General features: G+C 52.9%; 11 protein-coding genes. All 11 read right to left on the bottom strand.

Annotated elements, in window-relative coordinates:
* Nucleotides 1–95: 95 nt before the first annotated feature.
* Nucleotides 96–296: a hypothetical protein gene (locus FHX08_RS29865; RefSeq protein ID WP_132657702.1), complete on the bottom strand. Its 201-nt coding sequence runs from the start codon at nt 294–296 to the stop codon at nt 96–98.
* 397 nt (nt 297–693) lie between these two features.
* Nucleotides 694–2,946 carry a polysaccharide biosynthesis tyrosine autokinase gene (locus tag FHX08_RS29860; RefSeq protein ID WP_132657700.1) on the bottom strand — a complete coding sequence of 751 codons (2,253 nt, stop codon included), beginning with the start codon at nt 2,944–2,946 and terminating at the stop codon, nt 694–696.
* A 148-nt stretch (nt 2,947–3,094) separates the two neighbouring features.
* A complete protein-coding gene (locus FHX08_RS29855) occupies nt 3,095–3,565 on the bottom strand; it encodes a glycosyltransferase (protein WP_132657698.1) in 471 nt (156 codons plus the stop codon).
* A complete protein-coding gene (locus FHX08_RS29850) occupies nt 3,562–4,038 on the bottom strand; it encodes a glucuronosyltransferase (RefSeq protein WP_132657696.1) in 477 nt (158 codons plus the stop codon). Before FHX08_RS29850 ends, FHX08_RS29855 begins: the two co-directional genes overlap by 4 nt.
* Before the next feature lie 2 nt (nt 4,039–4,040).
* Nucleotides 4,041–5,372, bottom strand: a complete 1,332-nt coding sequence (locus FHX08_RS29845) for an O-antigen ligase family protein (protein ID WP_245508380.1) — start codon at nt 5,370–5,372, stop codon at nt 4,041–4,043.
* A gap of 14 nt (nt 5,373–5,386) precedes the next feature.
* Nucleotides 5,387–6,403 (bottom strand): glycosyltransferase family 2 protein, encoded by a 1,017-nt coding sequence (locus FHX08_RS29840; RefSeq protein WP_132657694.1) that lies wholly within the window; start codon nt 6,401–6,403, stop codon nt 5,387–5,389.
* Nucleotides 6,387–7,286, bottom strand: coding sequence for a glycosyltransferase family 2 protein (locus FHX08_RS29835; RefSeq protein ID WP_132657820.1), 900 nt, complete (start codon nt 7,284–7,286; stop codon nt 6,387–6,389). The genes FHX08_RS29840 and FHX08_RS29835 overlap by 17 nt, the downstream gene beginning before the upstream one ends.
* A 10-nt stretch (nt 7,287–7,296) precedes the next feature.
* Nucleotides 7,297–8,202, bottom strand: a complete 906-nt coding sequence (locus FHX08_RS29830) for a glycosyltransferase family 2 protein (protein ID WP_165911973.1) — start codon at nt 8,200–8,202, stop codon at nt 7,297–7,299.
* A 15-nt stretch (nt 8,203–8,217) separates the two neighbouring features.
* Nucleotides 8,218–9,198, bottom strand: a complete 981-nt coding sequence (locus tag FHX08_RS29825; RefSeq protein WP_165911972.1) for a glycosyltransferase family 2 protein — start codon at nt 9,196–9,198, stop codon at nt 8,218–8,220.
* Nucleotides 9,188–10,735 (bottom strand): lipopolysaccharide biosynthesis protein, encoded by a 1,548-nt coding sequence (locus tag FHX08_RS29820; RefSeq protein ID WP_132657689.1) that lies wholly within the window; start codon nt 10,733–10,735, stop codon nt 9,188–9,190. The genes FHX08_RS29825 and FHX08_RS29820 overlap by 11 nt, the downstream gene beginning before the upstream one ends.
* The gene (locus FHX08_RS29815) at nt 10,732–12,063 is read right to left on the bottom strand and encodes a polysaccharide pyruvyl transferase family protein (protein WP_132657687.1); all 1,332 of its coding nucleotides are present in this window, start codon (nt 12,061–12,063) and stop codon (nt 10,732–10,734) included. The genes FHX08_RS29820 and FHX08_RS29815 overlap by 4 nt, the downstream gene beginning before the upstream one ends.
* Nucleotides 12,064–12,065: the final 2 nt, after the last annotated feature.

Raw genomic sequence — 12,065 nt, 5'->3', positions numbered from 1 at the left:
AGCACAAGTTGCTCAACAGCGGCTCATTGAGAGGACAGGTCAGTGAGAACTAGCGGGCGGTCTTCCGGCCGCGTCCCGCTATAGCCGAAAAGCGGCTAGATCCGTGTAATTGAATCAATTATTTCGCGATCATCCTGATCGCTGGCGGGTAGCCCAAGACCCGCCCACAAATCGACGCCCAAGCGCCGCTCAAAAATACCGCAGATAAGACTGTAACCGGCAGCCATAATCATCAGCGGCAGCATCAAAGCAGCCAAAAGAAATGCACGAAAGAAATTGAATCTCTGACCATCCATAGGCCACCGCTCCATCCAGCAAGGGATTCACGTTCTAGAGTGGAACAAGCCTACGTTAAAAACTTAATCAAATCAAACCAAATCGATGAAGGCTGTTTTGTTTTGCAACATCGGGGCCTCCCCGATGCCGCATCACTGTGGTCGATGATCTCCATGGATCGAGACGAGACGGAAAAAAGGCCTGTTTGCCGGCGGCTCTCCGCCATGCCACTATACGATGGCGAAGGCAACTCATCGAAACGATTGCGATAGAGTGTCCCACACAGGTTGCAACGGTAACCGCTTGAGATTGCATACGGCCCGTCCATACGCATATCCTTAGGCGGCTTCGGCCAAGAGGGCCAATGCCATACAAGCCATGCGGCGATCACAAAGAGCCCTCAAGCCGATGAGAACTTCAGTTCTCTTGATAGTAATTGGAATAACGGCTGTAATAGTACTCGCTTGAGCCGTGCGATCTGTAAAGCTTGATCTTGTCCAGATCAACCTTGTTAAGAATAACGCCTGCGCATCGTTTTCTTATTTCCGGCTGCTCAGTCATTATCGACTGCACGATCCGCCGCGAGGTGTTGCCCCATTCCACTACGAGCAGCACCGTGTCGAGCAGATGGCTGATTGCACGAGCGTCGACAACAGGCCCAAGCGGAGGCAGATCAAGAACGATATAATCGTATCTCTTTGTGGCCTCGCTCAGGAGATTGGCCATTGCCGCCGAGGCCAGCACATCGGAGGAGTGCGGCACCCGATATTTGACTACAGCCGGCAGAAACGAAAGATTAGTTACCGGGTCAGTCAAAATGAGCTGGTCGAGGGGTCTGTCCTGCAGCAAAGCTTCCAGCAATCCATCAGCTGCATGCTGACCCAAGGCCCTCGTCGCACCCGGATTTCTGAGGTCACCATCTATGAGGAGTGTACGCGCCCCTTGGTTTGACAGGAGCTGCGCGAAGTTGATGGCAAGCGTCGATTTTCCTTCAGACGGCAAGCAAGAGACCACACCGATGATCTTTGTCTGGCGCATGGGGTTCTCGATATCCGCGGCCACCTTTGCATTACGAAGTGTCTCGGCAAAAGCCGACAAGGGATGCTCAACGACATACTCATGGAGGCCGCTGATCTTTCGCACTTGTTGAGCGGATTGCTCCGAAGAAATCTTGAATTCTTCGGCAGCCACCTTTGGAATATGCCCCAGATATTCAAGCCCCAGGATCTCTCGTACTTGGTCGCCTGTGCGGAAGAAGCGGTCACGAAATTCGCGAAACGCGCCAATCGCGCTTCCCGCGGCAAGCCCGAGAAAAATTGCGACCGCTAAAACCAATGGTTTTTTAGGTGCGCTTGGTTTGTCTGGAGTTTGCGCGCGGGTAATCACTCTGGCATCGGTTATAGGGAATGACTGTTGCTGCACCGCCTCTTGGAAACGGGTCAGGAAGCTCTGGTACAGGTTTCGATACGAGTCCGCCTTGCGCTCGAGTTCGCGCAATTCAACCTGAGTTTCCCCAGCGGCAGCACTAACCTGAGTTGCCTTTGCGACACTGTCCTCAAGTGATTTCTGCCTCGTCTGCGCGACATCCAAATCACTTCTATAGCTTTCGGCGATGCGATTAAGCTCGTCGAACATCTGCCGTTTATATTCGTCCATCTCGGCCTTGAGCCGCAGCACCTGCTCATGGTCCGGCCCAAGGCGTGCAGAAATTTCTGCCGCGAGCTTTGAGTCTTCAAGATACTTCTTGCGAATGTCGTTAGACGGAGAATTGTCGAGTACGTCGGTCACGATCGCATCCATCTGACCGGCATCGATAATTTTACGGATACGATCAAACTTCGCCTGAGCGCGCGCAGTGTCAGCCTGGGCTTTAATGAGATTGCTGCTGAGCTCAGAAAGTTGCTGGTCTGTCAGCAAATTTCCGTCGGTTGCAACAAGACCGTGGTCAGCCCGGAATTTTTGCACTGCCAGGTCAGATTCGAGCGCTTTTTGCTTGAGTTCATCAATACGCTCTTGCAGCCAACCGCTTGCGCGGCTTGTCGCCTCAAACTTTGAATTTAGCTTGTCTACCAAGTATGCGTCGGCCAAAGCATTCGCTATAGCTGCCGCCTGATCTGGCGAGCGCGATGTGTAGCTAATCGACAGTGCGTAAGACTTGCCAACGCGCTCGACGTCCATATTGGCATTCAACATGCTGGCCGCATCTTGCCGCCGATCGTCAGCGGCCGTCACCAAGTCCGCGCTGGCGAACCAAGAATTGAAATTCAAGGCTGACTTCAAAAACTGTGTGAGAGAAAAATCTGACGCCATGAATACCGGATCGTCAGCGAGCTTGAGATTATCAACGACTGCCAATGCGATCGTATCAGATTGAAACAGCTGAATTTCACTCAGCAACGCGGTTTCGTCATCTATTGGTGCGCCCAGCGAAGAAAGTTGATTTATCAACTCTGAGTTGCCGCGGTCGATCAGAACGCTGGTCGATGCGGTAAAATATCGCGCGGTCGTCAGGAGATAGATAACCGCCAACACGGCAAAAAAAGCGACACAGATCCCAACGACACGCCATTGGCGGCGCGCTATCGCGAAAAGCTTCTCAAAATCAATCTTTTCGGATTGATCATCGGTTTGAGATACCGCCAATACGGTCGGTGAATTCGGCGAAAGCATCCAGCCTCCTGTACAGCAATGTCAGTGACAAACTTGGCGTAGGCTCATTTCAAGGCAGCGGCCCGCACGACGTACGACAAATCTCTTGAGCAACCAATGGCTTTCCTATTCCTTCTCCGTTATTTGAACGGCCTCGCGCGCCAGGGCACTAGCCAATAACGGATCGAAGATAGTCTACAAGTTTTGCATCCGGCGCGGCGGCCACGTTCAATTCGGTTTCTTCTGCTGGAGGGCGAGCAATTAGCTCACCCAGTTCAGCTTCTGTATAGGCGACCCGTATTCCCGGCCTCCCGTCAAGTTGACCAGCGGTTGCCAGTTGGTGGTCATTTCTGTGCTCACCAAACGCGGCACGCCGGGGAAACAAGATAATCGGCTTCTTGAACCTCTTGGCTGCAAGAACCGTCCCTGTTCCCGCATGGGACACAATCAATGAAGTCCTGGCAAATACGCCGTCCATCTCCAGGGGTGCGATCGTTTCTACCCACTCGAAATTGCGTGGCTTGTATTCACCCTTCCCGATCTGAGCGAACATCGGCGTAGAAATGTTCTGGGCCATTTCATCCAAGGCCTTAACAAGGCGATCGAACGGTAATTGCGTGCCGACCGTAATCAAGATCAAAGGACTGCTCCCGCAAAATGAGGTCCGGATGGGCGAGCCAGATGTTGCCATTGGGTAAGCCATGTCGTTGCGACAAAACCGGCCAGCTTTCCGGACATAGACAGTTCTTCGGCGTTGGCAATGCTATCTATCCAGATGGTTTTCTTGCCCATGATCCGAGCGGCGAGCAAGCAGAAGAGACCGGGAGCCGCACCTGTCGAGATGACGACATCTGCCCTGGACCGGAAAACGAGACTGAACGCCGCGAAGAAGCAACGGACAGACATCCACAGATCATTCCTGTTGCAATCAGGAAGGCAATATCCGTCCGTGATTGAATATTTTTGCAAAAGCTCGGGAATGGTGGTCGCGAATACAACGTTGGCCTCGTCAAATGCCCCACGCAGAGCGATCAACTCATCCCAATGGCCGCCTCCCGATGACACTGCCAGAATTTTCCGATTTTGTTTTGGCTCGTATGCGCTTGCGCTCATCGTTATCGCCTTTTCGTTTTCAGAATGATGGGAGAGCAGGTTAGCGGCAGAGCTGCAACCATAATCGGCCACACGAGAGAAGGGGACAGCATCATCGCAGCCTCTGTAAGCCCGCCAATAGCGATCAGCAGCAGGATTACTGCCTCTCTCGACTGCGCCTCTCTCATTTGGGTCGAACTTTGCGTCATGATTGTCTTTAAATATATGCGAGATAATACATAAAGTGTCCACAATACCGTTGCAGGAACACCAATACTCAAAGCAAGTTCCAGATAAGAATTATGGGTGGACTTCGCCTCAAAAGTAACATGGACATATTCCTTTATTATATCCGGCTGCTTAAACGTCGAAAATCCATAACCCAGAAGAGGTCGCTCGTAGACAAGCGGCAAAAGCTGATCCCAGATATTCGAACGGCCGGAGAATGTCAGGTCCTTACCAAAGGCACTTGCAATAGCTTCGGCGACGCCGAGGTAGGCCAGAGATCCCAGCAAGCCCAGCAAAATACAAAAAAGAAGGACGAAAAGAGATTTTACCGTGATGTTTCCAACCGCGCTGATCACTCTCAAACCAAAGAGCATCGATGTACCCACGCCAATCATCACAACTGCCGTCGAGGATCGCGCCAAAACAACGAGTAGGAGCGTCAGCAGAAGAGCTAAGTTACGAATGAGCATCTCGTAACTCAGCCGCCTAAGCGGCGATTTCATGTCCAATATGATTATGAAGGCGATAGCGCAGAACTGGCCCAAGCCGTTCTTGTGATAAAAAAGTCCTTTGACCATCCCGTCGTAGTCATTTCCCTGCATGACCGCAAACTGGGGAAACGCAAAGGTGTAAAGGACGTTGGCGAATATCGCGACGATGCAAAAATTTCTGGCCAATCGGAGGGTTTCTACGCTGCCGTATCGTAAACGAAACAACAGAGGTGGCAGGGTGATGACGACTATGGCCACCAGTCCCCTCAAAGAGGCCGACAGCTGGACAGACTGAGCTGCTGATGCAATGCATAGAACAGCGATTATCATCAGCAACGGGGGAGTACGCCGGAAATAAGCAACAAACCGGTTCGGCTCAAGAAAAGCGTAAATAGCTGTCAGCGGGATCAGGCTGTAAAGAATGAACTGCTGCGGCAAAACACTAAGGTCCGAGCCGTCATCAAAGTTCGCCGGCAAACCATACCACATCCCCGTTCCGCGCCAGAGTGCGATATAAAACATTATCGACAAAAGGCCGTGGATAAAGACCTCTTTCCGAATGGCGAGCCTCGACCTTCCTAGCCTCTTTTGCGGCGAGATCCTTAGACTGTGCTGATAGGGGCTGCTGATGCTCATGGCGCTGATATGGCCTACTTCGTAGCTGTAGATGGCATTTCTTTCGGCGGCTGATATTCTTGATAGAAATGACCAAATAGACCGGTTACGACCCCGGCACCCCGCAACAGATGCGTGAGCGCTCGCATTCCGAGATAAGGTGACACCGCCAGTGTCGGCAACATGGCCACACCCAAGCCCGTCCGCATTATGCCGTATATCAGCCGGTAAAGCCGCTGCTTGCGATTTCCGTGTAGAACTTCGCTCACCGCAAAAGTATTGCCGAGGCGGTACTGTCGCTGCAGCACCCACTTCCACGTCATCCGCTTCAGCGGGATGATATCATAGACCATTGCGCGCTCGGTCCAAACGATTTTCATCCCCAGTTTGACTGCCTGATTGAAGAAAAGGTAATCTGTTCCACCGGTATTCAGCATTTTTTCTTCAAAGCGAAGCTTCCAAGATTTTACCAGTTTGTAGTCGAACATCACATTGTTGGACGCCGCATAGTCGATGCGTGCACCTTCCTGGTTCCGGGCGCTTTCAAATACGCGCGCCTTGACCCAGTATTCCGGCGGGTTCTGCGGATAGACCGGCACCACGTAGCCGTAGACACAATCGGCTTGCTGCTTGATGCATGTGTCAAGCATCGCATCCATCCAGCCCTCGGTTGCCCATTCGTCATCATCGAGAAAACAAAAATAGTCGGGATCCACCAACTCGCCCGTATCCGGCGCCGGTTGCGGCGCCTTATCCAGAGCGTGATTGCGTGCAACAGGAATACCTTGACGGGGCTCGACTGAATAAACGAGATCGAAGGCCCCTTTCGTATCGAAACCTTCTACGATACCGCGGCTGCTTTCGGTCGCGTCGTTGTCAACGACCAAAACTGTCATATGATAGGGTCGAGCGGGATGTCTCGTCTGGTTTATCAGCGAATCCAGGAGCTTTTTGATACCTTCCGGCCGCCGATAGGTCAGTACAGCAACGGTTATGCGCCAGATCTTATTGTCAGCTGACTGCACGGCGTCCATCTCATGTCCGGTTGTCATTGCGGTAGCCTTTCAGTTTTCTGATCAGACGTTTGCGGGCCGCAGCGATGACGATCTGCGATACTGCGGTCTGCCCAAACGGACTATCTGCCAAGGCACGCTCGGCCTCCATTCGGAGCTGCGTGAATGGCGTGCCGGCCTCGGCGATACCTCCGGCTATCAAGCCTTTGCCGAGCGCATGAAGCCCGCTGTAACGACGGGCCAACTCCAGACCCGTGGCAATCATGATCTTAGGACGCAGGCTGCTCGCTCTGGATGTGCCAGTGTACCGATTTGCCTGGTGAATTCTTTGAAAGGTGAGCGGCGTCGAGACGATGGCACCCCGGCCAAGATAGACCGCCGCAAATTTCAGATAATTATCGCTCAGCACAACATCCTTGGCCGTCTTCATCGGCAAGATCTGTTCAATAAGGCTACGCCGAAAGCTCAAGCCGGATGTCGGCACCGGGATTGACGGATAATGCCCTCGACGGATCGCGTCACGCTGATCGTACATCTGGACCTCCAGCTTCTCTGACGGCCCCTCAGCCTCTGTTGTCGTCACCCGATCGAAACACCAGTCCAGAGAATCACGATCATACAACCGAGCAATCTGACGGAGCTTTCCGGGGAGAAATGCATCATCGGAATCGAGCAAAAAAATGATTTCACCACTCGCAACGGCAAAGCCTGCGTTGAAGCTTGAGGCCTGGCCGCCATTCTCTTTGAATACCGGCACAATTTGCGAGCCGTATGACGAGATGATGTCACGCGAGTCATCCGTCGACCCATCATCAACCACGACGATTTCGAGTTCAGCGTAATCCTGCGCGAGAACGCTATCGATGCACGCACGCAGATAGCGTCCATAATTATAGTTGTTGATAAGCACCGAGATTTTCATCATCAGCCTCTCATTTGCTAATGACGGGCTTGGTCGAAGCCTTCGCGATGGCGCCTCGAACCTGGTTAAACAAGCGCAATGCGGTACGCGGAGAGACTGCTCCGGATATGGCAGCGATCGTTATCCATTTGATCGACCTATAAGCGCCCAAACGCGCAAAAGCAGGCGCCTGTCGTGCCAGAAATGCGCGATAAGCATTATTTCCGATGTCTCCCCGCACGGTGTCTAGCCACGCAAGTGACCTGTCGAGGCGTTCAGGCGACAGGCTAACTCTGTCAGGACGATCATCCACGCGCCAGATCGTCAAATGTTGAGGCACGTGCAGGAAACGATATCCGCGCCGCTGAGCTCTGATCAGGAAATCCCAGTCTTGATGGATCCTGAGATCGTCCCGAAAGCGTACAGCTCTCGCAATACCTGTCGGCATCAACCAGGAGCTGGTCTGAACATGCGCCTGAGACCAATTCAGAAATATGTAATCACCTATTTTCTGATCGGGCTGAAGCGGCATGTTGTTGAGCAGGGTTTGCGTCCGGCCGTCGTCTATGATGAGGTTCGTAAACGAGATCGTTCTATCGTCCGAACTGGTCAACAATGCGCTTAGCTGAATTTCAAGCTTGCTCTTGGACCACTCGTCATCTGAATCCAAAAAAGCAACAAACTCACCTTTTGCATTGTCGATACCAGTATTGCGCGCGACCCCTCCCCCGCGATTTTGACCAAGTGCTATCACGCGCAACCGCGGATCTTCGACCTGTTTCAGGACTTCCAGAGTATTATCAGCAGACGCGTCGTCGACGACGACTATCTCGATATTCTTATAAGTTTGGGACAGGACCGATTTTACTGCCGCCAAAGTCCTGGCAGCACGATTGTAGGTCGGAATGACCACTGAGATAAGCGCTTGCTCTGTCACGTGCCAACCCACCTCTTATTTGTTGGTCAGTACGCTTTTCAGGCGCATGAGTGCACGGCGAGACTGTGGTAGCTCGCCGCCGGGCACGGATAGACGGATTGCCAGCTTGGTGGCATCAGTCAGACGCACCCGTGAATCGCTCCAGCGTTGGCGCAAGCCTTTCGCCGAAAGAAGCAACCCTGCCCCCAGGCCTTTGAATGTGCCGAGATAGAACCCCCGTTTCACGCCGACCAAGACCGCGAGAAAAACGTTGAGGAATGCGCCAGATACTTTGAAATTATACTTGAACGCCAAATAAACGACGTTTCTGACATGATAGTATATTCTGCCATCAGACCAGGAAACTCTCCGTTCGGCGGATACTTTATGCCTGATACAAATGGCCGGCTGATAAATGATCCTCTGCCCCTGGTTCATAAGGCGATAGGCAAGGTCAACCTCCTCATGCAAGAAGAACAACACGTCATCGTATTCCCCAGCCTTCTCGAAAGTCGACCGACGCAGAATATGGCCAGCGCCAACAAAACGGGCCGTTTCGAAAGAGCGATCTGACCAAGTTTGAATGGGATGGGGAAAGGGCCAACTGCTTCTGTCGTCAACGCCTTCATCATATGTGACGATTTTGAAAGCCATGGCGGCGACGCCTTGGTCACGCTCCATCAACTCCACGGCTCTCGCGGCCTGCTTATCGTCCATAAAGACCGCATCATTGTCCAAGGCAATGATGTACGGCGCAGATCCGAGCCTCGACGCCTGATTGCGACCGCCAGGCACCCCATTGTTACGTTCGTTCGTTACCAGCTTCACATTGGGGTACTGCGCACAGAATGCCGTAAGTTTTTTCAGGCCATCGGCCTGGGAGCCCTGATCAACAATCTGGACGTGGACTGAGACATCAACTTGCTCAAGCGCACTCTGTATCGCCTCGATAGTATCATCTATTCTATCCCAGGATAGAATAATGATATCAACTTCAGGAAGAGCATCAGCCGACATTTCCGCTCCTGTTATTTGACATGACCAAAGACCGCCTCCCGAGAAATTTCTTAATGACGCCTGCGATCTCCGCCTCGACGGCCAAACTTGGCCGTCCCGCGAGAACCCACAAAAGCGCATGTGAAGAACAATAGACCGCCGCACCCACAACTGACATGACGAACAGCGCCAGCGTGGCAGTGTGGCTGCTATCGACCGGCGGGAGCGCTGCCCCTGTCACCAGAACGCTTAACACCATTGCAACGCCGCTGACCCAGCTGCGCCAGGTAACGAAAAGCTGGTCCCAAATTCTCAACCCGGTCAACGAGCGCACGAGATAGAAATTGACGACGGACACCAACACGCCGCCTGAGACGACACGCGCTATGAGCAGCCCCGTCATTCCAAAGAAATATAGGCCGATAAAAACAATCGGGACGCGCAGAACAAGGAGAACGATGCCGCGATTGAAGAGATTTCGGGTAGCGCCGACGGCATATGCAAGTGCATTTGCCGGGCCGAATACAATCTGAATGCCCAAAACTGGCGCAATGAACTGGATAACTTTCGCGGCTATGGACCAGTTCGGCCCAAGCATCAGATAGACAAACGGCTCTGCGACGAGAGCGAGGCCTACGCCAAGCGGCATTCCTATCGCAAAAAACGACGCCTGACTTTTCTGATAAGCCTGTTTTAGCCGCGCATTGTCATGAGTCATTTTCGCAAAGCTTGGAAATAGGACACGTTCCAGCGGCTGCGCAGCAGATTGCGTGATCATTGCGGAAATGTTGTTGCCGACGTTGTAGGCACCAAAAGCAGATATCCCGAGCAGGCCACCGGCGAGAAAATTATCAAACCGGCTGCCGATAACGGATACGAACTGATTGAACGTCAGCCAAATCGAGAAATCCAGGATCTTTCGCCATGATCCAAATGAGATGCTCGGACGATAGGGTGCGTAGATATACGAAACGACAATTCCCGAGCAGGAGGCTGCGACGGCGCCGGCGACAATTGCCCAATAGCTGTTGGTCGCCAAGGCCAGGGCAACCGAAACCACCAATTGCGCCGTGTATTCCATCGCCTCTGAAAAAGCGACCGTTTTGAAGTCGAGATCCTTGGAGTATCGGATGAAATGCGGGCTCTTCAAACCGTTCAACAGAGGTCGCGACGACAGACCAAGGCAGACACCAATGAGGCGCGAATCATTATAGATGTGCGCCATCACAAAACCGCTGCCGATCATGACAGCCGACAGCGCCAGACCGCGGATGGCACTTAGCGTGAAAGCAGTATCAAAATCCTCCTTGTTCGCATCCTTATGGTGAATAAGCGCATTGGCGAGGGAAAGGTCGGTGACTGTGGTAAGGATCGTCAGCAATGTCGTGCCAAGCGCCACAAGGCCAAAGTCCGCCGGCACAAGAATACGCGCGAGAATGATGATCATCGCAAGGTTGGCGACGCGACTATAGAAGACGCCCGTCAGCAACCATATGGATGCCAATAGCGTCTTGCCTCCTACTGAACCCGTTTCTGATTTCGGCAATGGCTCGCTCATCGCATCGCTGACCTTTTATTTTCAGTCGGGTTTGGCAATGCACTGATACTAGCGGCAATCAGACCGCCGGCCGACCGGGCAGAACGGGATTGCTCGATAATGTAGGGTGCTACCTTGGCGTAAAAATCTGTCAGACTATTGCTGAAGCGACGTGCAAGGGCCGCGAAAGATTCCCGGTCAATGTGGGATATATCCGTCACCCACTCGCCCTGCGAGAGCGAGTTATAAAGCTCGGTGGTCTTAAATTCGTAGGCGATCGGCAGAACGGGAACCCCAGCGCAAAGCGACAGGATCGCCATATGCATTCGGGTTGAGATAACGAAATCGAAGCCCTGCAGTTGAGCGAGCAAATCCTCAGGCTCGTGGAAAGCGTGGTCAACGCTGACGGATTTGCGCGTTTCATCATCCAGCCGTTCGAAAATGCGCTGGCCGACGGCGGAGTCATCGTATCGATACTCAGGGATGCCCTGGCACGTCGAAAGAAATACGATTTCGGCATTATCTTCACGCACCAGCGCGGTCACAGCCCCGGCTACCGCGTCAAGATAACGCTCCATACCCTCTGCCGGGCTTCGCCCTTCAAAATGTGCCCAGTCCCGAACAGAGACCGCCACTCGCAACCTCTCACCGGCCCGCGCACGCGATGGCGCGGAGAGGCGCTCAATATCCGCGAGCGCAAAAACACTGTCGGCGACAACCTCTAGCCGGTCGTGCGTGATATCGATGTCGCGCAAATATTGCTGCGACCGAGCGTCCCGGAGAAGGACCAGGTGTGCCTGGTCCAGAATCTTTTTGACGGCAATCCTGTTCTTCGGCTGGTTAAACGGACCGAGCGATTGTGTGAACAACACAAGCGGCTTCTTGAGGGCTAAGTCCTTTTCAAACTCCTCGATGCGCTCATCGAGGCCATAGCGCTCAACAAGATATGTGCCGCCTGTCGAAATCACCATATCGGCTTTCGAATAAATCTCGATGTTGCGAGCGACTTGTGGATCCAACAGAAGGCTTCCACCCGCTTTGCGCCCACTGGACATAACAGAAAGCATACGTCGAAACTCACGACGCTTGATCCGGTCGATATTGCGGCGAAGCCTGATGCTCCACTGCTGGCCGAGAAAGGTCAGTACCGGCTTCGTTGCCAGAAGAGATGTCGTCAAGGGATAGAAATCGATACCCGAATAGTACCGGCGCGCGATCTCGGGATCGCTGTCAAACACCGAAAACTGAACATCATCTCCAAAGGTTTCGCGTATTATTTTCATAATCGCGATCAGGATGGCAGCGTCGCCTGCATTCAGACATACGGTATTTTCTATAACCACATGCATCA

The sequence above is a fragment of the Rhizobium sp. BK529 genome (assembly GCF_014194105.1).
In the GTDB taxonomy this organism is placed as follows: Bacteria; Pseudomonadota; Alphaproteobacteria; order Rhizobiales; family Rhizobiaceae; genus Rhizobium.
The sequence above is the reverse complement of the archived record's forward strand: the minus strand, read 5'-3'. Positions and strand labels throughout refer to the sequence as shown.

Excerpts from the sequence above, each read along its gene's own strand:
- FHX08_RS29865 (WP_132657702.1), bottom strand. The coding sequence starts at position 296 with ATGGATGGTCAGAGATTCAATTTCTTTCGTGCATTTCTTTTGGCTGCT.
- FHX08_RS29845 (WP_245508380.1), bottom strand. The coding sequence starts at position 5,372 with ATGAGCATCAGCAGCCCCTATCAGCACAGTCTAAGGATCTCGCCGCAA.
- FHX08_RS29825 (WP_165911972.1), bottom strand. The coding sequence starts at position 9,198 with ATGTCGGCTGATGCTCTTCCTGAAGTTGATATCATTATTCTATCCTGG.
- FHX08_RS29840 (WP_132657694.1), bottom strand. The coding sequence starts at position 6,403 with ATGACAACCGGACATGAGATGGACGCCGTGCAGTCAGCTGACAATAAG.
- FHX08_RS29820 (WP_132657689.1), bottom strand. The coding sequence starts at position 10,735 with ATGAGCGAGCCATTGCCGAAATCAGAAACGGGTTCAGTAGGAGGCAAG.
- FHX08_RS29835 (WP_132657820.1), bottom strand. The coding sequence starts at position 7,286 with ATGAAAATCTCGGTGCTTATCAACAACTATAATTATGGACGCTATCTG.
- FHX08_RS29850 (WP_132657696.1), bottom strand. The coding sequence starts at position 4,038 with ATGAGCGCAAGCGCATACGAGCCAAAACAAAATCGGAAAATTCTGGCA.
- FHX08_RS29860 (WP_132657700.1), bottom strand. The coding sequence starts at position 2,946 with ATGCTTTCGCCGAATTCACCGACCGTATTGGCGGTATCTCAAACCGAT.
- FHX08_RS29815 (WP_132657687.1), bottom strand. The coding sequence starts at position 12,063 with ATGCATGTGGTTATAGAAAATACCGTATGTCTGAATGCAGGCGACGCT.